This is a genomic window from Caproicibacterium sp. NSD3 (genome assembly GCF_053613275.1).
Genome location: NZ_CM132119.1, coordinates 385,629 through 408,282 on the forward strand (window position 1 = coordinate 385,629; position 22,654 = coordinate 408,282).

Consider the following 22,654-nt stretch of genomic DNA (forward strand, 5'->3'; position numbering starts at 1 on the left):
TTTTCTGTGCAGAGAAGTTCAACAATATTTGTTCCAATATTTTATTGGATTAATAAGGAGGAAGAAGAAATGTCCCAGATGACAATATGCTTATTAATTTTTGCATTTATGATTGTCTCGTTTTTCATGAAAAAAATACCGATGTCAGTTACCTCAATGCTTGTTATGGTGCTTTTAGTTATCACTGGATGTACCGATGTCAAAACAGCATTGCCGTCTTTTGGCAGCACAACCGTTATTACAATGGTCTGTATGTTCATCGTTGCTGCGGGTTTAAGCCGTACCCAGATGATCACTCATCTATCCAAAATGCTTTATAAGGTGACCAAAGGGTCCTTTACCAAAGTCCTTGCTACTTATGTCCTGATGACTTGCGTTCTGGGACAATTTATTCCCAGTATTGTAGCACTTTTTGCTTTGGTCTATCCGTTGGTTCAGGGCATGTGCGACGAGATGCACATCAGTCCGTCTAAAATGATGTATCCAATTGCTATCGCATCGGTGTCCTGCGCATTTATTATCGAGCCTATCGGCCCTTATGCCGCATGGTACACTACTGATAACGGTTACATGCAATCCTTTGGTTGGACTGCCACTCAGTTTAACCTTTGGTCAGAAACAGCCGTTCTATTGCCGGTCGGACTTATCACCATTTTGTTAGCAATCTTTGTAGTCCCAAAATTTTTGCCGGAACAGCCGGAAATGCCTACCAGCATGGTGCAAGGTCATGAACTGAAGCATCAAGAACCACTCAGCCCTGTGCGCGAAGTTTTGGGCTATGGTGTGTTTGTAGCAGTTATCATTGCTTTGATGCTGGGTGTTCCTTCTTGGGAAGCTACCATGATTGGTGCTGTCGTGATTGTAGCTAGTGGCGTTTTGACCGAGCGTGAAGCAATCAATAACATGAATATGGAAATTATCCTATTGTATGTGGGCGTAGTTGTTATGGGCAATGCACTGAGTGATACCGGTGCTGCACAAATGTTAGGAAAATTGTTTGCCTCTATGCTCGGTCATACAACCAATGGCTATCTCATTGGTGCGGCATTCTACATCGTTGCTTTCTTAATGACCTCCGTGCTGTACAATCGTGCTGTTACAACAGTGCTGGTTCCATTGGCGGTTATGACCTGCGTTTCAATGGGCTGTGATCCGCGCGGACCAATCATCCTGTGCGCATTGGCATCAATGTCTTCGTTGATTACGCCAATGGCAACTGCCGTTGTGCCAATGGCTATGGGCGCTGGCGGATACAGCCAGAAAACTATTTTGAAAGCCGGGTTGATTCCTGGTGTTGTTCGTGGCGTAGTTGGTGTATTAATTGCAATGACATTGTATCCAATCGGCTGATTTGTTTGATCTGCACAGAAACAAATCTTGATATAAGAGAATGGCTTAATAATAAATAAATTTGTAGAACAATCCATCAAAATCGTAATATAGACAAAAATGCGGCGATAAAAAGCAGAGTGATCTTAATACCATTAGGTATTTTGATTGCTCTGCTTTTTTATGATAGCCTACAGATATCAATATTTAAAAGATAAAAAATCAGGATTTAATTCGGGGGATGCTCTATTTAGAAGACTTAGACATTATTTTAGACCAAAACGAAAACTTTTAACAGATCATTAACAGATTACTGGAAAAATATGATATACTCAAAGCAAGAATTTAGTCATTTGTTGGATGGTAAAAGAGAATCAGCACAGATGGTTGAATCCAAAAAATTAAAGAAAAAGGAGTGTTTTTTATGTCCAAACTGAAGTTCTATATTTGTCGTCACTGCGGGAATATTGTTGTCAAAGTACATGATAGCGGAGTCCCTGTTGTGTGCTGCGGAGAAAAGATGCAGGAACTTGTTCCGAATACGACAGATGCGGCTGCTGAAAAGCATGTTCCGGTCATTGAAGTTTCAGGCAGTACTGTTACGGTCAAAGTCGGCAGTACTCCGCATCCGATGACCGAAGAACATTCGATTCAGTGGATCTGTCTGGAAACAGAAAAAGGTTATCAGCACAAGGCATTGCACCCCGGAGAAGAGCCGAAAGCAGTGTTTGCATTGACATCAGACGATCAGCCGACCGCAGCTTATGCTTATTGCAATCTGCATGGACTTTGGAAAGCAGAAGCTTAAATGGCAGCCGAAATGCAGTCATCGATCAATTGACTGTGTGATGATAAGCTAAAATTTTCATTGTTAAAGAGCCAATCGCTTTTGCAGGCAGCAAAAGGGATCGGCTCTTTTTTGTATGGGACAAGCGAAAGAAGCTTAAAAAGGAGGAGTTTCCATGTCAAAGTTGCAGATCGTTTTAGGAGACATTACGAAAATGCGGGTAGATGCAATCGTGAATGCTGCGAATACAACTCTTTTGGGAGGCGGCGGAGTAGACGGCGCGATTCATCGTGCGGCAGGGCCCAAACTTCTGGAAGAGTGCCGGACGCTGGGTGGCTGCTCTACCGGCGAAGCGAAAATCACCGGCGGATATCTTTTGCCGGCAAAGTATGTGATTCATACGCCAGGGCCTGTTTTCCACGGTGGAAAGAGGGGAGAAGCACAGCTTTTGAGAAACTGTTATCGAAATTGCCTTTGCCTAGCGCAGAAAGCACATTGTCACACCGTCGCTTTTCCATCAATCAGTACCGGAATTTATCGCTTTCCACTTCCAGAGGCGGCAAAAATTGCGGCTTCTGAGATCTTAGAATTTTTAAAGTCTGATTGTGGCATTGAAACGGTTTATATGGTCTGCTTTGATCCTGTTACGGAGAAAGCCTATCAGAAGGCGCTACAAGAATTATCCTAAATGCTTCTAAATCATTAACGAGAAAGATGTTTGATCGGTTCATACCAAAAAACAGAAACTGCCGCCAAAAAAACACATACAAAAAATTGAGAAATCGGCAGAGGAGAAAGCTTTAAAAAAGCGCATAATGGAGAATTGAGCATTAGAAAAATCAGGAGAAATGTTCCGAGAGCGGAAAACTGTAAGACCCGATCTCGCAGAAACGATTGCATTCCTCTGAAAGTTGATCCTCGGTCGAAAGCGGAGAGCAGTACCAAAAAGAAATTGGCAGTCATTAGAATACAGAGCCCTATTGAGCGGGCAAAGGCGGCATTTTCGTGTAAATGATTCAAACAAAAAACATAAGAACCGGATGATACCAGAAATAGAATAAATCCCTGTAAGAAACTTTTTCCGAGAAGATGATGAGAAAGAAGGGAGCCTCCTTTTTTTCTGGGTGACTGTTTCATAAGATCCGGCTGTGCCGGCAGACGCTCCAATACTAAGGAACAGGTGGGATCGATCAGAAGCTCTAAGAGCATGATGTGGACAGGAAGTAAAAAGAGAGAGTCAGGCAGAATTCTGAGAATCGGCATGAAGATTGCCGAAAGCGCAATCGGAATGTGAATCGTAAAAATATAGCTTACGGCTTTGCGAATGTTCTCGTAGATTCTGCGGCCGTCGTGAATCGTTTCAACGATAGTAGAAAAGCGGTCATCCATTAAAATCAGGTCAGCAGCTTCCCGAGAGACTTGATTTCCTTTTTTTCCCATGGAAATACCAATATCCGCATATTTTAGAGCCGGTGCATCATTTACTCCATCCCCGGTCATTGCAACGACTTCTCCATTTTTTCGAAGTGCCTCTATAATTCGCATTTTGTGGGAAGGAATCGTGCGGGCAAAGACAGAACTTGTTTTGACAACTTCTAAAAGTTGCGCTTCGTCCATTTGATCCAACATGGCTCCGGTGATGGCACTATTCGTACTTTGTATCCCAACTTTTTGGGCAATTGCATAAGCGGTTAAAGGGCTGTCTCCGGTAATCATTAAAACACGGATTCCTGCGTGGTGGCAGTTCTCAATATCCTGTTTGATGGATTTTCGAGGAGGGTCACAAAGCCCAATCAGTCCAGCAAATTGGGGGCGGCATTCTAAAATTGTTTTTGGAATCGCTTCTGATTCTTCCAAAATTTGAATGGCAGCTGCAATGACCCGCAGACCGGATTTTGAAAGCAATTCATATTTTTTACGGGCGGCTTCAAGAGTTGCCTGAGGAGGTTGGCAGAGCTCTAAAATCTGTTCCGGACTGCCTTTTAATGCAATTTCAATGTGACCATTTCGTTTCCAGACGTGTCCCATGATTTTGAGATCGTCAGTAAGAGAGTATTCCGCAAGAAATTCTCCACGGGAAGAAGAATCCATTAAAATATTTTGTTCTCTGCAGAAACGCAGCATCGCTTTTTCCATCGGGTCATAAGGCGGCGTTTCACATCCTAGCCCCATGATTTCGGCAAGATAAGACTGATTGATGTTAAATGGCCAAAGCTTTTTTACCTTCATTTCGTTTTTTGTGAGGGTTCCGGTTTTATCTACGCATAAGACCGAAACGGCGCCCAGCGTCTCCACACTGGAAAGCTTTCGTACCAGCGCGTGTTTTTTGGCAAGCCGCCATGCGCCCATTGAAAGAAAGACCGTTAGCACCACTGGAAATTCTTCCGGAATCATCGCCATCGAGAGCGTGATGCCGGAGAGCAGACTTTCCGTTAGACGCTCACGCAGAGGAAAATCCAAAAGATTCCAAAAGGTTAAAAAAGTGACCAGAACAAAAAGCCCCATGGTGAGAATTGCGCAGCTTTTAATTAATGTGGCAGTTTGAGATTGAAGCGGCGTTAGTTTTTCCGGTGCCTGAGAAATGGCAGTACCGATTTTTCCGTATTCCGTAAAACGCCCTGTGCGTTCTACAAAAACGGCAGCGCTTCCGCGTGTTACCAAAGTTCCTGCATAGCAGCTGTCTCGGCGAAAATAAAATTCGGAAAAATCATTTTTAGAAAATGGAACTTTTGAAATTGCTTCTGTTTCTCCAGTAAGCGTTGATTCATCTGTCATAAAATCGGAACATTCTAGAATTCGTCCATCCGCAGGAATTTTATCTCCTTCGAAAAGCAGCATTCGGTCACCGGGGACCAAATCACAGCTTGAAATTTTTTGCTCCTTTTTATCCCGAATAACTGGAATTTGAGGCGCTGAAAGTTCGCGCAAAGCAGAAAGCGTCCGGTCAGTTTTCCAACTTTGAATGCTGTCGATGGTAATCATGCCGCCTACAAAGATCAGCATAGTACCGCCGTCCTGTGGCTTTCCGAGAAAGAAATACAGCGCTGCTGTTATAAGGAGCAAAAGAAACATCGGTTCCTTTAAGACTTTTAAAAATTTTTGAAAAGGACGATTTCGTTGCGAAACGTAAAGTTCATTTTTACCATAAATTTTAAGTCGCTTTTCAGCTTCTTCGGAGGAAAGTCCTCGGTACTGCGAAAAGTCATTCATAAAAAAGCCTCCGGAAGTTTGGTCGTTTTAGTTAAAAAGTTTCCATCTATCTTATGCGGAAACTTTTAAAATGGTATCTTGTCCGGAGCCTTTTTATTTAATATCAAGAAAGCCCACAGCTGTATTACAGTTGTGGACTTTCTTTGTACAAAAAAAGGTAAGAAGAAGGCTAAATTAATGACCGCGGTAGTAATTGATCAGGCAGCCGGCGACGATAATCTCGCGTTCGGCTTCGGTCAAAGCACCTGTGGAAACGGAGAACTTGGTAACAGTGCCGTCAGCCTTGACAGCATATGCTGGGAAATTGGCCTTGTTCTCAAGAACAGCCTGCCGCACACCGGGAACAAAGAGATAATCGCCCAGCTCGAATACTTCAGGATTCTCTACGAGGAAGGGAGTCATACCCCAGTTGATGCAATTGGAACGGTAACGCTTGGTGGCATAGGCTTTAGCAAAGTTAGCAAATGCACCCATCACTCTCTGACAGGAGGCAGCTTGTTCACGTGCAGAGCCATCGCCGGGCATATTGGCAAAGATCGTGGAACCGATGTTGGTGCTCTCTGGGTGGTTTTTGATACCGGCTGCAGTTAGAGCAGCGTAAACTGCTTTTACCTCATCGGAAAGTCCTTTGCCAGCCTGACGGTCACGCTCCTGCTGACGCATCACCTTGCTGCGGGAGACATACTGAGGATCACGGCGGGAAAGAGCAAATTCGGAAAGACGCTCAGGATTGGAGCGGTAGGAAGAAGTTTCGCCTGAGGGAATCAATTCGTCAGTAGTGGTAACAGGGTCGGTGATGTAGGAACAGACCTTTACCAGCAAATCATCGGTCAGAGCAGGCTGTGCAGGCCAATCCTTAATGTTGGGGCCAAACTTCAATTCAGTCTTGGGTTCGGGCTTTGTCCAGCCGTTGTAAACCCTTTTTTCATAGATACTGCCATCAAATTTGTACTCAGGATTGGTATACTCAACTTCGATATCGGTTGCGGCGGTCAGCTTGCCGCCATTTGCCGCGGTGGCTGCGATAGAGCGTGCGTCCATAAGAGCAACAGCTGCCATCTGACCTTCACCGGGTTTGGAGCCTTCGCGGTTGGGAAAGTTGCGCGTGGTATGGCGGATAGAAAACTCGCCGTTTGCGGGGGTATCACCTGCACCGAAGCAGGGGCCGCAGAAGCATTCACGCATGATGGCACCGGCAGAGACGAGATCGGCAGCTCTGCCATTCTTTATCAGCTCAGCCAAAGCGGGCATGGAGCCGGGATAGATACTTAGTGTGAAAGCACCGTTTCCGCAGCTCTTGCCTCTGAGAATGTCGGCGGCAGCACAGATATTATCAAAGGTACCGCCTGCGCAGCCTGCAATCTCACCTTGTTCTACCCATATAGCGCCGTCATGGAGCTTGCTGACGATGTCCATTTTTGCACCCTTTATCTGCTTGTTGGCATTTTCCTGAACAAGATGCAGAATGTCAGCGGCATTTTCCTGCAGTTCGTGAATGGTGTAGGTGTTGGAAGGGTGCATGGGCATTGCAATTGTGCATTCCACTGAGGAAAGGTCAATATAAACACAGCCATCATAGTAGGCAACGTCAGCGGGTTTAATTTCTTTATAGGCTTCAGGACGGCCATGAATGGTAAAGTATTTCTTCGTTGTTTCGTCCGTGACCCAGATGGAGGACCAACAAGTGGTCTCGGTGGTCATAACGTCAATAGCGTTGCGGTACTCGATTGGAAGGTTTTTAATACCGGGGCCTACAAATTCCATGACTTTGTTCTTTACATATCCGTTCTTATAAACAGCGCCGCAGATCGAGAGCGCGACATCATGGGGACCGACACCGGGCTTGGGAGCACCGGTCAGATAGATCGCGACAACACCCGGACGGGCAAAGTCATAAGTTCTGCCGACAAGCTGTTTTGCAAGCTCGCCGCCGCCCTCGCCAATCGCTAGAGTGCCAAGAGCACCGTAACGGGTATGAGAGTCGGAGCCGAGGATCATACGTCCGCAGCCTGCCATGGTTTCGCGGTTGTAGGAGTGAATGTTTGCCATGTTGGTTGGAACATAGATACCGCCGTACTTATGAGCAGCAGAAAGTGCAAACTTGTGGTCATCCTCGTTGATCGTGCCGCCGACAGCACAGAGAGAGTTGTGGCAGTTTGTCAGAACGTAGGGTAGCGGGAACTCAGTCATGCCGGAGGCACGGGCAGTCTGGATAATACCAACATAGGTGATATCATGGGATGTCATGGAATCAAACTTCAGCTGAAGATTCTCCATATGATCGGTGGCATTGTGGGCTTTCAGTATGCCATAGGCCATGGTGCCTTTAGTGGCTTCTTCCTTAGAGACGGTCTTGCCGACAAGGCTGGGAAGTGCTGCGCTGTCGGTGACGATGGTTTCGCCATTCACGAGGTAAATACTGGATTCATATAATTTAACCATTGCTTTTTTACTCCTGTAAGATAATTTTTATTTTCTGCTCAAAAACAAATTCGGACAGAAAATAAAGGATCACATGACCAGAGAAACAATCAGATTATAGACTGCACTGAGGCCAACGCTGACGGGAACAGCTACGAACAGCAGACGATTAAAGAGAGCATTGCGTTCTTCCTCGTTGCCGCAGGAGCCAAGAATCAGGCTGCCGCCAGAAGAGAAGGGACTAATCGCAGAGCTCTGCGCACCGAGAACCGTACAGGTGAAAAGGACTGCGGGGTTCAGACTGGTAGCGGCTGCCAGCGCGGGGATAAGCGGGAACAAAGCCGGGCAGACAACGCCAGTGGTGGAACTGAAGAAACTCATAATTGCCGCGACGATGGCCAATGCCATAGGAATGAACCATGTAGGAACGTTGCTGCCGATCCAGTTGGAGAGCATGGTGATAGTACCTGCTTTAACTGCAACAGCGATCAGCATACCGGCACCGGCAATCATAAGAATCGTATTCCATGGAATCTTTGCAATGATTTCTTTCTGAGGAGCAAGCTTCATCAGAAGAGCGATGACTGCAAAGACAATTGCAACAAGACCGACATCTATTTGGCCTGCGATGACAGAGAAGATCTTGACGCTGGGGATGAGAAGCTTGAGAATGGGGAAGACCAGGACGACTGCCATCATGATAAGGATGAGGGTCAGGGTCTTCCGCTGAACCTTATTGTAGGCTTCAGGTTTTTCAAAAGCAACACCTTTGCCGATGTTGCGGTTAGACTTAAAGGCAAAACGGAAAAAGGTGATGATGATAAGACTGGAGATGATTGCGAGACCAAACATGGTCAGGGTGGCAGTAAAGTCATCAATGGGGGTGAGGTCGGGAGCGCCTTGATAAGCGGTGCCCATCAGACCGCGGAATATAACGCCGAGGGCTGCGGTTGGAAAGTCGCCGCCGGCGAGAGCACCGCAGTTGATTGCGACAGCACCGGTAAGCTTATCCATGTTTGCTTCTTCGCAAATCATAAGGGTGATAGGAGCGAGGAAGGCAAGAACGGTAAAGTAGGCAGCACCCATAACGGAAAGGATAACTGCGACAGCGAACAGTGCATAGGGTAAAATGCCAGGAAACTTGCGGCATGCATAAAGTAGGCTGCGGGAGATCTTTTCGAGAGTGCCGTTGGCAGCTGCCACGTTATAGAAGAGAGAGACTGCCAAAATAACAAACATCGTGCTGGTAGGCCAGAAGGCAATTAGATCCTTAGGCTTGAGGCCCATCCAGAAGCAGCCGATGAAGTATGCAAAGACAAAGCAGAAAAAGCCGGTGTTGATGTTTGTCTTGTAGCCAAGGTATACAGCTAGAGCAATGGCCAGGACGATTACTAAGCTCAGCATTTTGATTCCTCCAGATTATTTTTCTATCCCCAGCAGATGGCAGGGGGTATCATGAGTCATATAACGGACTTGTTCTTCGGGAATACCGTGGTCATAGAGATACTGCATATATTCGTGCATTGCAATTTCCCAGTGAGGGTTTTCAGTCTGACCGCCGTCAGTGTCTACCATTACGTTTTTGTAGCCGACGGTCTTGATAAGCTCAAGATTGTCAGGTAGGTTGCTGCGATATTTGCCGCCGCCCATGTTTTGTGCATAGCAGCGCTCGAGGATTACATCATAGTCCTTGACAAGCCGAACCTGATCTTCAATGCTCATGCCGACAACCCACCATTCGGGATGAGTGATCACAATCTTCTTGACGCCGGCATTGCGCGCGGCCTCCACAACTACAAAAGCCTCTTCGGGGGAGATATGGGCTGTACCCAGTACGGCATCATAGTCGTTAATGAGTTTAAAAACATCCAGCATCTCGGGAACGACCTTGCCGTTCACAACGGTATCGACACAGCCGTCGGTAGGTTTGCCCATCTTGGAGAGGTGATTGCGGGCGGATTGAGTAGGCAGCCATACCACCTTTGCACCCAGTTTAAGAGAATTTTCCACTGCAACGGGGTTGATGCCGCCGACGCAGCGGTTGAGAGTGATAGCACCGAACATGGTAAAATCATTTTCTCCATGAACGATCTTGTTGTAGTGATTCACCAGCGCAGCACGGCAGGAGGTGTCACCAAGATGTGTTTTGATGACGATGGCACGCGCGCCGACTTTTACAGCGGCATCACACAGTTCAAAGTCATCATAGGCCCGCACTCGCAGGTCGGGATTCGTATGGACGTGCATATCGATCACGCCCTTCATTGACAGTTCCGACATCTTTTCTCCTTTCTCACAATCGGACTGATATTTGAAAAAACGATATATCATTTAAAAGCATCAAATATCAATCGGCTTTTTACATAAAAATGGTCTTGAAACCTTAATAAATTTATTATATACTGGAGAAAAAGATTGTCAATTAAGATTTCGGCATAGTACCAATCGGAAAAACCGATATTACATGTAAGGCCTCACAAATAAAAGTAATTGCTTTTGTGCAACAATTTAAAAAAGGGGAAAATGAGCATGGAATTGAAAGAATTGGAGTATATTGTAACCATTGCAGAGGAAGGCGGTATCAGTAAAGCGGCACAGAAGCTGTATCTTGCACAGTCAAGCCTAAGCCAGTTTCTGGCTCGCTATGAGGCGGAGTTGGACACAAAGCTTTTTGTTCGCACAGGCTCTGGTGTACGTCCTACGATAGAGGGAGAAATCTTTATTCGCAATGCGCGGCAGATGCTCCAGCAGTACCGTCGTGTTAAGGAGGAGCTTCGGGAGGCAGAATTGCCGAAAGGCGGTCAGCTTATTTTTGGGATAAGCAGTTTCCGTGGAGCGGCACTGATTCCACCGGTGCTGCAGCGGTTTCGTGCAGAATATCCAACCGTAAATGTGATTATCTCAGAACACGACAGTATTGTTTTGCAGAAAAAGGTTGCAGCAGGCGAGCTTGATATGGCACTGGTTGCGTTCCCGGCTAATCAGTGTCCCCGCAAAAATTCAACTGTTTTGCAGGATGAGGTGTGTCTTGTTGCCAATCGAGCACATCCCGTTATGGAGTTTGCTCATTATGGTCAACTCAGCCGTCCGTGGATCGATTTGAGGGATACTGCAAATTTTGAGTATCTGCTGTCTAAACGCAGCAACGTGCTGGGGGCGGTGGCTCAGCAACAATTTAAAAAATATGGGATGAATCCTCCTGTCATCAATGAAAATTTGACAGCAGCTTTTGCACAGTCCATGGCAGCTTATGGGCTGGGGTTGGCGTTCACCTATGGCTCGTGTGCAGTACCAAGTGCAGATGTGGAATATTTTAGTTTGGGAAAAGAACGCTACTTTGTGGATCTTGCTCTGATGTTCCCTCCGGACGGTTACCGCAGCCGCTCCAATCGGGCTCTTGAGGAAATGATTCGTGAATTCTTCAACAACGAAGATAATAACGGAGAGATATAAAAATGCCTGACCGTTTTCAGAACGATCAGGCGTTTTTCTTGTATTATTTAAATGAAGAACTTATTTAAGGGTTGCGCATACTGCGCATTCAACGGATCTCTTTAATTTTAGTACGAAATTTTAGCAATCAGTTGACTTCCTGTCGGTGGAAAATTAAGAGTCCACCGAAGCAGAATACGACTAAGTGAATCGCAGCAACCCATACAATGTTGATCAGTTGTTCTGGGGCAGTCGTTATAATGCTGTTTGTCTGCATAAAGAGGGTCAGTTTTTCGAACTTTAAGAAAATTGGATTTGCATAGTTCAAAAGTCGGAAGAGCAGCACTGGAAAGACCAAAATTCCAAAATATGAAATGCTGAACAGTGCATTTTTCTTGACAATGAAAGCCAAAGCAGTTGACAAAAAGCAGGCGGCAATATAGCACAAAAAAGCAGTTCCAAGATAGGGCATCAGATCAGAAAATGTCTGAGAGAAGCTGCCGTCGGAGTGCATCAGCAGAAAATCGCTGGCCATATATACTCCGAGCGTGATAATCCCGGTGATTAAACCAATGATAAGGGTACTGATTTGCTTTGCAAAATAGATCTTACTCCGGGAGACTCCGGCAGCAATCGTATTTTTTAGAGAATGCTCTTTATTTTCTTCTGCAGTTGTCATATCGGAGAAAAGACAGATCAAAAACAGAGGATAAACAAGAAGTTCCAAAACCATTTTTAGTGTCATTTCAACTGAACAATCCGATTGAGCAGCAATCACATTGACAAGAACGGCCAAACCGGCGAGGCAGATAATGATTACATAAAGATAGGCTCGATGAAATGATTTGTAAAGATCAGCTTTGATCAGATTAAACATGCTGCATTCCTCCCACAAGATTGATAAAGTATTCCTCCAAATTAAGTCCGGTTCGCTCTACACCGGAGACCATAACATCGTTTTGGACTAGCTCTTTTACAACGATCTCTGGGGTATCAAGAAAAGCGTCCAAACGCATTTCCCGCTCATTTTCAATCTGAAATTCATTGCATGAAAGATTTTGTTCCAAAATTTTGGCAGCACGTTCCGTATTGTCTACCGTCAGCTTTAGATTCATTTTGCATTTCTCTTTCAAATCAGCGGCGCTGATGTGTTCAATCAGTTTTCCGTCATTCATAAAACCAAAAGTAGTCGCAATCTGAGAAAGCTCACCAAGAATATGACTGGAAATCAAAACGGTTGTGCCTTTTTCGTGGTTGAGCGAAAGAATCATTTCACGAAATTCTGCAATTCCCATAGGATCAAGACCGTTGATCGGTTCGTCCAAAATGAGCAGTTCCGGATCATCTAAAACGGCAAGAGCAAGGCCAAGACGCTGTTTCATGCCAAGCGAGAAATTTTTGAATTTTTTAGTTCCGGTTCCCGAAAGACCGACAAATTTCAGCGCTTTTTGAACGCAGCTTTTGTCTTTCATTCCTCTTTGTAAACGATAGTATTCCAAATTATCGTTTGCGGAAAGGTAAGGCAAAAATCCGGGAGTTTCAATCATACAGCCGGTTTTCGCGCGGGCCTTTTGAAATCCGCTTTCGGTGGTTTCGCCCAAAAGCCGCAGGGAACCACCACTCCGAGCGGAAAGTCCGCTGATCATCTTGAGCAGGGTCGTTTTTCCAGCTCCGTTTTTACCGATCAAACCATAAATTTCACCGCGGCAAAGTTCAAGATCCAAATCGGAAACTGCTTGAAAATTACCGAATTTTTTTGAAATTTTGTTTGTGCTAAGAATATTTTCAGACAAAATCCTCATCTCCATAATGTATTATTGTATTAAGTCTCTAATACAATAATACAACACTTTTACAGTTTGTCAAGATAAAAATAAAATTTTTTTAAAATAAAAAAACAAATAGGACGATTCCTTTTTTGCTAAGAGAAAAGGAATCGTCCTATTTATCATTGATTGATTCGTTTTTTGTAAGTGACCTTAAAAAAGTTCCATAGAGGAATTAAATATAAATAAAAGGCAAATAAAAGACTGATCTGAGGTGCGCCTACTGCGGCCAGTGGAACCCCGCCCGCGATGGACCAAGGGATAAGGGGGGCCAAAACAACAACAGTATTTTCCAGATTGATTGCCATTTCTTGATGATCAGGGATCATTTCGTCACAAAGCTGATGAGTTAGCATAATGGCAAGTGTCTGGTTGCAGGCAATCATTGAAGTTCCAATGGAAGTGCAGAGAAGGCTGCCATAAGGAGAAATCTTCTGGCTAAGTTTTCTAATGTTTTCTTTTAAATTGATAAGAAGGCCGGTACCATTAAAAATTCCGGCATAGCAAGAGGAAAGACAAACAATCGCGGTAACATTCACCATTGAGAGGATGCCGCCCCCATCAATTAATTTTGCCAAGGCAGGATCTTGTGCATGATAGCCGAAGATCAGCAGGTGAAACACCGCAGTGGGCTCTAGGCCTTGTATCCTAAAAGCAATTCCGACAGCAGAAAGGATGCTTAGCGACATCGTGATTTTGACGGGAATTTTAAAGCAAGATAACACTAAAATTAAAATCGCAGGAATTAAAGTTAAAAAGGAAAGATTAAAATTCGTTTCAAAAATTTCTTTTATTCCAATCGAATTAGCTTCTGAATTCTTAGTAAATCCTAAAGTGATATATAATACGCAAGTAATAGAAAAGGGAACAAGAGAGGTAAAAAACATTTTACGGATATTTGTAAAAAGGTTCGTTTTTGTGAGTTCACTGACTAAAAGTGCACTGGTAGACATCGGCGAACAGCGATCCCCGAAAAAGACCCCGGAGAGAATGGCCCCTCCGAGGAAGGCGGGATCTAAGCCCATCGCGTTTCCGATTGCCATCGTGATAACTCCCATGGTAGCTGCCGATCCGAAGGCAGTTCCCGTTAAAAAGGAAACCAAACAATTTAAAAGGAATGTGATTACAAGGAAGAAAGAAGGAAGCATTAGTCCGAAAGAATCACAAATAATGGCAGGAATCGTCCCTGCTGCACGCCATAAGGCGGTAATCATTCCGATTAATAGGAAGACGATCAAAATATTTTTAACAGTTTTAATTCCTGTAAGGGACATTTTTAAAAGTTCCTGTGGCTTTTTTCCCTTTTGCAGTCCATAAAAACAAAATAAAAAGTATCCGAAGACCAGCGCATATAAAATCGGGAAATTAAAAAGGACACAGCAAAATAAAGCAGCCGCAAAAAGCAGTAAAGTAACAGTTTCCATCAGAAAGCCTCTTTTCAATTCCAGTATAAAATTTATAAAAACCATTGTCAAACTGTTATTTACCGTATAAAATACAGTTAAAATACTGTAATAGGAGAAAAAGAATGAACTTTTTAAATATACACTATTTTTTAATGGTCGCGCAGGAGCGCAGCTTTACCAGAGCCGCAGAGCGCCTTTATATTACACAGCAAACTTTAAGCGCCCAGATTGCTTCGATTGAGGAGGAATTGGGCTGTAAGCTGTTTCAAAGAAAAATTCCCCTGGAACTGACTTATGAGGGCCGCATATTTTTGAATTATGCAGAAGAATTTTCGGGAAGATATGAAGAAATGCAGCAAGAATTTGGAGAGATTTCCGGCAATCAGAAAGGCTGCCTCCGTATTGGAATTGCCTATACGAGGGAACATGCGCTGATGCCGAAAATTCTCAAAGAATATCAAGAGGAATATCCTAACATTGAGATTCAATTGGTGGAAGATCTGAATGATATTTTACAGCGAAAGCTTTTAAAAGGGGAAATTGATTTAGCGATTGCAGGGTTTCTGACTCCTTTAAATGAAGTTCAGATGCGTGATTTTTATAAAGAAGAAGTGGTGCTCTTGGTTGGAAAGGAGCTGTTGTCTCAACTTTATGGAGATCATGTAAAACAGGTGGCTCAAAAGATCCGGGAGGAAAAAAAGGTTACTCCGTTGGAAAAATGTCCGTTTTTAATGAATGGGCAAAAAGATATTGCCGGAAGAATTGGTCGGCATTTGATTGCACAGGCTGGCTTTATTCCGGATATTAGAGTGGAGGGGGGCAATATTGAAACGCTTCTGGAACTCTGTGCAAAAAATATGGGGGCTTGTTTTTCTCCCAAAATTTTGGCACAGGCAGTTCTTTCCGAAAAGCAGCTTTCAAAAATGGAAGTTTTTCATTTTCCAGAAGACACGTGGTATTGGATTCGCTTTGCTTGGCTGAAACAATCCTATGCACAGACTTTAATTACTCATTTTATTGAAATTACAGAAAAATTGTGTTTTGAAAAATAAAAATCGGCCCATAGAAAATGGGCCGATTTTGTGATGTTTTAAGATTTTATTAAACGATCATCGGGTCAGCAACTATAACTTTTATTTTTGTAAAAACACTTTTAAAAAAAGCAGAGAATTTGTTCGGTTAAAAAAACCGCAGCGCAGCTGCAGGCGGCTACCATAACGAGGCTTTTCCCCCAGAGAGATATAATTATGGCAACCAAAAAGCCAATCAGACCGCTGATCAGAGAATTTGTAGAGTAAAGAATCGACGGAAACGTCATGGCAGTCAGACAGGCACAGGGGACATAAGTTAGAAAAGACCGCAAAAACCGATTTTTGATCTTCTTTTGAAAAAGTGTTAAGGGCAGCATGCGAATCAGATAAGTTGTCAGGGCCATTGCAAAAACACTGATATAAATGTTCACGCCAAGGCCTCCTGCACGTTTTCTTCATCGCCTATCGGGAATAAAAGCGCGCCAATCGCTGCTGAAATTACCGTGCAGAAAATGACCGAGAGGCTGGAAGAAATTCCGTTCAGCGCTGGAATCCAGTAAAAGAGGCAGCTGAGAACAAGAGAAATCAGCGTGACGGCTAAAATGGATTTTTGTGCGCGTGCCTGCGGAATTACAATAGCAATGAACATTCCATAAAGAGCAACGCCAAGAGCAGTACGAATCATCAGCGGCAATGCGGAGCTTGCCAAGGCACCCGCGAGCGTTCCACCAGTCCAGCCTATCATTGGAGTTAGGCCGAGGCCCAGCAAATAGGGAACCGTCAGAGGCTTTTGGCGCGCCATCGCCAGAGCGAAAATTTCATCGGTGTTAAAAAATGCAATGATGAGTCTTGGCAGCGTACCGATGCGGCTGCCCATTTTTTGTCCAAGAGAAAGGCTCATCAGGGCATAACGGCTGTTGATGACTAACTGTGTCAAAATCAGTTCCCAAAGAGAAGCTCCCGCTGTGATTGCAGTTAAACCTGCAAATTGACCGGCGCTCGTTAGATTGGAAAAGGAAATCACCGCAGCATCCCATGCACTGATTCCGTGAGATGCTGCCAGAGCGCCAAATCCAAAACTGACTGAAAAGTATCCGATTCCGACAGGCATCCCGTCCCAGACTCCAATTTTATATTCCATACCATTCATATTCCCAAATAACTTCTTTTCCATTTATTTTCCTCAAAAATAGTATACCTGTTTCTTTGCAATCAGTAAAACAAATTGTTATAATTGATTCATTAGAAAAACTAATGGGGTAGGTGAAAATATGACTAGATATGAAGTCTTTTTACAGGTGGTCGAGACCGGGAGTTTTACAAAAGCGGCCCATCAGCTCGGTTATACCCAATCCGCAGTCAGCCAAAACGTAAAGGCTTTAGAAGAAGAGCTTTCCACAGCGCTTTTGCAGCGGACCAAAAATCGGGTAGAGCTGACGGCAGATGGAAAAGAATATCTGCCTTATCTGCAGGCACTTTGTGCGGCACATCGGCGCCTTGAGGGAAAGGTGCTGGAAATGCATGGCCTTCAAAATGCGGTGATTCGGATCGGAACATTCACCAGTGTGAGCCGCAGCTTTTTACCGCGTGCAATGAAAGAATTTCGAAAACTTTATCCGATGGTGCAGTTTGTATTGGATCAGGGAGAATATACAACAATCGCCCAATGGATTAAAGAAGGGCGTGTGGATTTTGGCTTTCTTAATCCGGATGCAGTCAGCGGTCTTGAGACGATCCCTCTTTGTGAAGATGAAATGATGGCGGTACTGCCAAAAAATCATCCTTTAGCTTTCGGCCGCCATGTTGAAGTGAAAGAGCTTGCGCAGGAGCCGTTTATCCTTTTGGGAGAAGGGGAATACAGTGTGCCGCTCAATGTTTTTCGAAGCCTTTCGCTGACTCCGAATATCCGTTATCGCGTAATTGATGATGATACGATTATTGCAATGGTAGAGCAAGGGCTTGGTGTTTCCGCATTGTATCAGTTGGTGCTGAGGAAGATCAATCACAAAAATGTTGTGATTCGTCCCATCAGACCAGTGATGAAACGGACGATTTCCCTTGCATTTCGAGATAGGAAGACACTGCCGATGGGCGCACGTTATTTTGTGAATTTTTTGCTGCAAAATTTAGAGCAGCATCAGATAGAAGAGACTTTATAAAATCAAATTTACGAGAGACACGGTTGGAGGTGATATTTTTCCATCCAGTCTTCAATCTGCAGAATATAGGCCATCATTTGAGGAGCTGCCATCAGCTGTCCAAACCATGGTTTTCCGTAATCTTTTGGAGAGGATAAAAAGAGATCTGCTTTTTTGGGGTCGAGAAAAGCATTTGCCGGTGCATTTGGATTCTTTAAAAGTGCCGAAAATCGATTGGCTAAAAGTTTTTCGTAATTTGGACTGTACGTCTTTGGATAGGGACTCTTTTTGCGATGAAGAATTTCGTCCGGCAAAAGATCTTTACAGGCGTCCCGCAAAAGTGCTTTTTCCACTCCATGCTGATATTTCATGTTCCACGGGACATTGTAAAGATATTCAATGATGCGATGGTCTGCAAACGGCACTCTGGCTTCTAGCCCATAGGCCATACTGGTTCGATCCATGCGGTCGAGAAGCGTCTGCATAAACCACCGGATATTTAAAAAGCTGATTTCGCGCCGCCGTTTTTCTTCCGATGTTTCTCCCTCTAAATAGGGAACATCGTGCAGGGACTCTTCATATCTGCTATGAGAGTATTCATCAATTTTGAGCTTCTGAATAAAATCATCATTTAAAAGGACGGTTCTCGCGGATAAATCTTTGGACCACGGAAATCCATCGGTTTCAAAAAGATCTTTGCGATAAAACCATGGGTATCCACCGAAAATTTCATCGGCGCATTCGCCGGTAAGCGCCACTTTATTCTGTTGCTTTACAAGAGAGCAAAAATAGAGAAGAGAACCGTCTACGTCGGTCATACCGGGAAGGTCTTTTGCGGTGACGGCGTCAAACAGAGAATCGACCAACTGATACTCATCGCACTCCAGATAGGTATGATGGGTGCGGCAAACTTTGAGCATTTTATCGACGAACGGGCGATCCTGTGCCGGCTGAAACGAATTGGAACGAAAGTTTTTATCATTGTCCACAAAATCGAAAGAAAAGGTATTGAGAAGAGAACCGTTCTTTTGCAAAAAATCAGCTGCGACTGCAGTGACAATGCTGGAATCGATTCCTCCGGAAAGAAAACTGCAGACAGGAACATCTGCTACCATCTGTCTAGTAATCGAATCTCGGACCAAAAAAGAAACAGTATCCACTGTCTTTTCGTAACTGTCCGTATGCTCTTTGGCGTTTAGTTTCCAATAAGTGAATTGGTGAAACCCGTCTTTTGAAAAGCGGACACAGGTTCCGGGCTTTACCTCACAGATCCCTTTGAATACACCGCAGCCTGGGGTCCTTGCAGGCCCAATTCCAAAAATCTCTCGAAAACTGTCCAGATTCACTTCTGGTTTTACGTACGGATGACAGAACAGAGCCTTTATCTCGGAGCCGAAAACAAGAGAATCATTCTTTAACGTATAGAATAATGGTTTTACCCCTACGCGATCCCGATATAAAAGAAGCTGATCCTTTTTGCCGTCCCAAATTCCAAAGGCAAAGATTCCATTGAGCTTCGTCACAAATTCCATGCCATATTCCATATAGGCATAGAGGATCACTTCCGTATCGGAAGTGGTTTCAAAATGATATCCTGCTTGTTCGAGAGCGGGCTTAAGTTCTTCTGTATTATAAATTTCTCCGTTGTAGACGATTGCATATTCAAAGTCGCCTGCTTTTCGAATCATCGGCTGAGCGCCGCCTAAGATATCGCGGATCGAAAGTCTTGCATGGGAAAATCCAATGTTTTCCCGTAAATATTCTCCCGATTGATCGCTGCCGCGGTGGGCAACGGAAGTCCGCATATCAACTAGGACCTGATTCCACTTTTCCTGTTCTGTTGTAAAATTTTCTTGAAAATCACAAAATCCGGCAATTCCACACATAAATACACCCCACTTTTGCAAAATAAAAAGGGAACGCTCTAAAAAAGTGAACGTTATTGTTCTGTTCATTATCTTATTCAGAAAGTAGGAAAAAAGGGTACGGATTTCTGGCAGATACATAAAATTCCTTATTTTATTAATTAAGAGGTTTCAAAAATAAATTTGGTACATAAATTGGTTTCTTTTTGTAAATATTAAAAATGGAAGGTGATTTATTTATGCAGTTAACACAAAAAGAAACAGAGCTTTTAAAAGACTTAAAAGAGCAGGAAAAACTTTTTACCGAGAAGTACCAAAAAGAATCTAAAAAGGCAACAGACCCGCAGCTTCAGAATTTGTTTACGCAAATTTCAAAGGAAGAACAGCATCATGGAGAGCTTCTTAAGGATATTGAGAGCGGAACAGTTCCAACAGCCATTGATAGCAGTTCTCAAGGGCAGCCGACATTTACAGCTACCTATGGAATGGCTCAAAACCAAAACAAAAATGAGGACAGCTTTTTGTGCACAGATGCACTTTCAGGCGAAAAATATGCCTCTCATTCTTATGATGTTTGTGTATTTGAATTTAAGGAAGAAAATGTTCGAAAAGTGCTGAATCAGATTCAGGCTGAAGAGCAGGAACACGGAAAAATGATTTACGATTATATGAATAAGAACGGCATGTATTCCTGAGATGATTTTTGTATTTAAATAGGAAATCCCTCCGATGTGTTTTCGTCATCGGAGGGATTTCTTTATTTACATAACATTTTGCAATTTTAAATAGATGTCTTTATTCGCCGCATTCGTCATGATGCTGATGTTCGTGGCAGATGCTGCCGGTTGATTTTAGTTCGCCCTTTAGGTAACGTTCTGCTGCCGCCTTTGCGTCACCGGATGCGCCGGTAATCACTTCAACATTTCGCTCATTAAAAATATCTACGGCACCCTGACCCATGCTGCCGCTGATGATAACATTTACGCCCTTATCAGCGAGAAAGTTGGGCAAAAATCCGGGCTTGTGACCGGGGTTATCTATCGATTCCTCTTTTACGATTTTGCTGTTTTCTACGTCATACAACATAAAGTTGTCACAGTGTCCGAAATGCCCCGTTACATTTTTGTGGTTAGAAGCAACTGCAATTTTTGTCATTTTCTTTTCCTCCAAGTTAATAAATGTTCCGCCAACTATTCGCGGACGGTATCAAATCAGCTTTGACCTGATTTTTTACTTTTTAAAAATTGATGACCAAATGGGTTCCGGCTGACAGATAACCGATCTGATCGCCCATGATTGCCTTCAGCCGGTGGTAAGCTTCTTCTCCGGTGCAGTGGCAGGTGTAATACTGTGTGCCGGTTCTTTTGAGCTCCCGCGCAAGGGTATCCACGGCTTCAGGCGCTTCATTTTTTCCAGATCCACGGCTGTAAAGATGAAATCCGCCGATCACGACATCGGGAAAACGACCGTTGTCTTCTCTAAATTGTCGGACAATGTTGAGAATTCCACGATGGGCACATCCCGCGATCAGCAAAGCTTTTCCATTTTGCCGGATAACTAGATTTTGCTCATGCGCAAAATCGTCCGGTAAAAAAGTATCCCCAACTTTTCGGTACAAATCCGTGTTCCCAGAGGGGATGGGAGTCTTTTCTCGGACTTCTGAAAATAGCTCCAGTTCCTCATCAATTTTACGGGTTGCCCCGCAGAATACAAAACGTTCGTTAGGCAAAAGCGTAAGATCCAAACCAATATAAGCGTTGGTCCCATCGGGTCGATGGGCATAATGTGGCTCAAAGGCTCGTTCGTTTGCATATACCTTTGCCCGGCTATTTTGTTCCAAAAAAGTTTTCAATCCACCGCCATGATCGTAATGCCCATGAGATAGAATTGCGATGTCGACTCCTGAAATATCGACCTTCAGTTTTGCCGCGTTTTCTGCAAACAAGCCGCTGGCTCCGGTGTCGAACAATAGGTGGTGTTTTGGGGTTTCCACATACAGGCTCAGTCCGTGCTCACAGCCAAAGTCTTTGGACGCCGCAGTGTTTTCAGTTAGAACTTTAATAATCATCACAGTTTTCCTCCATTTCGATCAAGGCCGAAGTTGATCTGCAAAAATTTGCATTTTAAATACCGGTACCGCCGGAGGGTTCCGTTGCGCTATTTTGAAGTGAAGGGCTTTCATTTGTATCCGTATCTTCAAAGCATTTTCCGCATCTGCATCTTGGGCATCCGGCTCTTCTACAGCCGTGCTCCTGCCCGTCGCAGAGACGGTATTCACCGCCTTTGATCAAAATGATTTTTCCGTTTACCAGTGACTGCGCCAGTTTATTTCGCGCGCTGTCATAGATTCCCTGCACTGTAGTGCGCGAAATCTTCATCTGCGCCGCGCATTGCTCTTGGGTAAAGTTATCTAAATCGATCAATCGGATGGTTTCATACTCGTCCACCGTCATCGTGACGATGTCGTCTTTTTGCGCACACAGATCCAGTGGCCCAAATCGGCTGTTTTCAGGGAGGCCGCAAACCCGTCTCCATTTTCTTGGCCTTGGCATGGTTTCACCTCATTTCGAAACACAAGCAATTATTTTCGCTTGCTTCATTGCTGATCAAAAGCTGCAAACATCTATCATTTGCTTTTATAGTTTCCAACATATGTCGCTTATGACTTTTATTATAATTCATTTTAGACATATGTCAATAACTACAGTGAAAAAAGGAATCAAAAAACCGCTCGCAAATATTTTGTCGTTTTGTGAGTAAGTCACTGAAATGAATCTTTTAAAGTTGTATAAAGTTTATAGAGTAAGACAAAATAAAAATTTAGAAAAATAAGGAAGGAGAATTCCTATGTCTGTAACTACGATTACAAAAAACAATTTTGCTGCCCAAGTACTTAATTCCGAAAAGCCGGTGCTCTTAGATTTTTGGGCCAGTTGGTGCGGCCCATGCAGAATGCTTTCTCCAATTGTGGATAAAATAGCTGATGAAAATTCTTCTATAAATGTTGGAAAAGTAAATGTGGACGAGCAGCCGGAACTAGCTCGCCAGTTTGGTGTCATGAGTATTCCAACCCTGGTCGTTTTTAAAAACGGAAAAATCACACAACAATCAGTTGGTGTTCGTCCAAAAGGTGCCATTTTAAAGATGATTGAGGCATGATGCGGAAATCTGAAATTCTTTTGATTCGTTTGATACGTTAGGAGGCAACT

21 protein-coding genes are annotated in these 22,654 nt (G+C 43.9%); 8 read left to right on the forward strand and 13 right to left on the reverse strand.

The genetic code is table 11. The annotated features are described in order from the left end of the window. Positions 1-78 precede the first annotated feature (78 nt). The 3 genes from ACVS9P_RS01800 to ACVS9P_RS01810 all read left to right on the forward strand — a co-directional run bounded on the left by ACVS9P_RS01800 (position 79) and on the right by ACVS9P_RS01810 (position 2,804). Positions 79-1,350, forward strand: a complete 1,272-nt coding sequence (locus ACVS9P_RS01800) for an SLC13 family permease (RefSeq protein WP_452103942.1) — start codon at positions 79-81, stop codon at positions 1,348-1,350. A gap of 403 nt (positions 1,351-1,753) precedes the next feature. Then, entirely contained in the window at positions 1,754-2,137 is a 384-nt protein-coding gene (locus ACVS9P_RS01805) for a desulfoferrodoxin family protein (protein WP_452103943.1), read from the forward strand. A 154-nt stretch (positions 2,138-2,291) separates the two neighbouring features. Continuing rightward, positions 2,292-2,804: an O-acetyl-ADP-ribose deacetylase gene (locus tag ACVS9P_RS01810; protein ID WP_452103944.1), complete on the forward strand. Its 513-nt coding sequence runs from the start codon at positions 2,292-2,294 to the stop codon at positions 2,802-2,804. A gap of 14 nt (positions 2,805-2,818) precedes the next feature. Here the strand turns inward: ACVS9P_RS01810 and ACVS9P_RS01815 are convergent, their stop codons facing one another. From ACVS9P_RS01815 to ACVS9P_RS01830, 4 genes are all read right to left on the reverse strand, one after another. Continuing rightward, positions 2,819-5,326, reverse strand: coding sequence for a cation-translocating P-type ATPase (locus ACVS9P_RS01815; RefSeq protein ID WP_452103945.1), 2,508 nt, complete (start codon positions 5,324-5,326; stop codon positions 2,819-2,821). A gap of 174 nt (positions 5,327-5,500) precedes the next feature. Continuing rightward, positions 5,501-7,768: a hydratase gene (locus ACVS9P_RS01820; protein WP_452103946.1), complete on the reverse strand. Its 2,268-nt coding sequence runs from the start codon at positions 7,766-7,768 to the stop codon at positions 5,501-5,503. A 69-nt stretch (positions 7,769-7,837) separates the two neighbouring features. Continuing rightward, complete coding sequence (locus ACVS9P_RS01825; protein ID WP_452103947.1) at positions 7,838-9,151, reverse strand: SLC13 family permease; 1,314 nt, start codon at positions 9,149-9,151, stop codon at positions 7,838-7,840. A gap of 15 nt (positions 9,152-9,166) precedes the next feature. Next, positions 9,167-10,078, reverse strand: a complete 912-nt coding sequence (locus tag ACVS9P_RS01830; protein WP_452103948.1) for a DUF6282 family protein — start codon at positions 10,076-10,078, stop codon at positions 9,167-9,169. 198 nt (positions 10,079-10,276) lie between these two features. Between ACVS9P_RS01830 and ACVS9P_RS01835 the strand changes: the two genes are divergently transcribed. Continuing rightward, positions 10,277-11,200 (forward strand): LysR family transcriptional regulator, encoded by a 924-nt coding sequence (locus ACVS9P_RS01835; RefSeq protein ID WP_452103949.1) that lies wholly within the window; start codon positions 10,277-10,279, stop codon positions 11,198-11,200. Positions 11,201-11,327: 127 nt separating this feature from the next. Here ACVS9P_RS01835 and ACVS9P_RS01840 read toward each other — a convergent pair whose 3' ends face one another. The 3 genes from ACVS9P_RS01840 to ACVS9P_RS01850 all read right to left on the reverse strand — a co-directional run bounded on the left by ACVS9P_RS01840 (position 11,328) and on the right by ACVS9P_RS01850 (position 14,474). Continuing rightward, complete coding sequence (locus ACVS9P_RS01840) at positions 11,328-12,056, reverse strand: ABC transporter permease (RefSeq protein ID WP_452103950.1); 729 nt, start codon at positions 12,054-12,056, stop codon at positions 11,328-11,330. Then, the gene (locus tag ACVS9P_RS01845) at positions 12,049-12,972 is read right to left on the reverse strand and encodes an ABC transporter ATP-binding protein (protein ID WP_452103951.1); all 924 of its coding nucleotides are present in this window, start codon (positions 12,970-12,972) and stop codon (positions 12,049-12,051) included. Before ACVS9P_RS01845 ends, ACVS9P_RS01840 begins: the two co-directional genes overlap by 8 nt. 155 nt (positions 12,973-13,127) lie before the next feature. Continuing rightward, positions 13,128-14,474, reverse strand: a complete 1,347-nt coding sequence (locus tag ACVS9P_RS01850) for a Na+/H+ antiporter NhaC family protein (RefSeq protein ID WP_452103952.1) — start codon at positions 14,472-14,474, stop codon at positions 13,128-13,130. A 59-nt stretch (positions 14,475-14,533) separates the two neighbouring features. Here ACVS9P_RS01850 and ACVS9P_RS01855 point away from each other — a divergent pair, with 59 nt between their 5' ends. After that, entirely contained in the window at positions 14,534-15,463 is a 930-nt protein-coding gene (locus tag ACVS9P_RS01855) for a LysR family transcriptional regulator (protein WP_452103953.1), read from the forward strand. 101 nt (positions 15,464-15,564) lie between these two features. On the opposite strand, the gene ACVS9P_RS01860 is transcribed toward ACVS9P_RS01855, so the two are convergent. Together ACVS9P_RS01860 and ACVS9P_RS01865 are read right to left on the reverse strand one after the other, a co-directional pair. Further along, positions 15,565-15,873 (reverse strand): AzlD domain-containing protein, encoded by a 309-nt coding sequence (locus tag ACVS9P_RS01860; protein WP_452103954.1) that lies wholly within the window; start codon positions 15,871-15,873, stop codon positions 15,565-15,567. Next, positions 15,870-16,616, reverse strand: a complete 747-nt coding sequence (locus tag ACVS9P_RS01865) for an AzlC family ABC transporter permease (protein WP_452103955.1) — start codon at positions 16,614-16,616, stop codon at positions 15,870-15,872. The genes ACVS9P_RS01860 and ACVS9P_RS01865 overlap by 4 nt, the downstream gene beginning before the upstream one ends. A 97-nt stretch (positions 16,617-16,713) precedes the next feature. Between ACVS9P_RS01865 and ACVS9P_RS01870 the strand changes: the two genes are divergently transcribed. Beyond that, complete coding sequence (locus ACVS9P_RS01870) at positions 16,714-17,601, forward strand: LysR family transcriptional regulator (protein ID WP_452103956.1); 888 nt, start codon at positions 16,714-16,716, stop codon at positions 17,599-17,601. 8 nt (positions 17,602-17,609) lie between these two features. Here the strand turns inward: ACVS9P_RS01870 and asnB are convergent, their stop codons facing one another. Then, positions 17,610-19,466 (reverse strand): asparagine synthase (glutamine-hydrolyzing), encoded by a 1,857-nt coding sequence (asnB, locus tag ACVS9P_RS01875; RefSeq protein ID WP_452103957.1) that lies wholly within the window; start codon positions 19,464-19,466, stop codon positions 17,610-17,612. A gap of 218 nt (positions 19,467-19,684) precedes the next feature. On the opposite strand from asnB, the gene ACVS9P_RS01880 reads away from it, so the two are divergent. Next, complete coding sequence (locus tag ACVS9P_RS01880) at positions 19,685-20,140, forward strand: spore coat protein (RefSeq protein WP_452103958.1); 456 nt, start codon at positions 19,685-19,687, stop codon at positions 20,138-20,140. A gap of 100 nt (positions 20,141-20,240) precedes the next feature. Here ACVS9P_RS01880 and ACVS9P_RS01885 read toward each other — a convergent pair whose 3' ends face one another. The 3 genes from ACVS9P_RS01885 to ACVS9P_RS01895 form a co-directional block, all read right to left on the reverse strand. Then, positions 20,241-20,600, reverse strand: a complete 360-nt coding sequence (locus tag ACVS9P_RS01885) for a NifB/NifX family molybdenum-iron cluster-binding protein (protein ID WP_452103959.1) — start codon at positions 20,598-20,600, stop codon at positions 20,241-20,243. 82 nt (positions 20,601-20,682) lie between these two features. Continuing rightward, entirely contained in the window at positions 20,683-21,513 is an 831-nt protein-coding gene (locus tag ACVS9P_RS01890; RefSeq protein ID WP_452103960.1) for an MBL fold metallo-hydrolase, read from the reverse strand. Positions 21,514-21,568: 55 nt separating this feature from the next. After that, positions 21,569-21,997: a DUF134 domain-containing protein gene (locus tag ACVS9P_RS01895; protein WP_452103961.1), complete on the reverse strand. Its 429-nt coding sequence runs from the start codon at positions 21,995-21,997 to the stop codon at positions 21,569-21,571. Between the two features lie 295 nt (positions 21,998-22,292). On the opposite strand from ACVS9P_RS01895, the gene trxA reads away from it, so the two are divergent. Continuing rightward, positions 22,293-22,604, forward strand: a complete 312-nt coding sequence (gene trxA, locus ACVS9P_RS01900; protein ID WP_452103962.1) for a thioredoxin — start codon at positions 22,293-22,295, stop codon at positions 22,602-22,604. Positions 22,605-22,654: the final 50 nt, after the last annotated feature.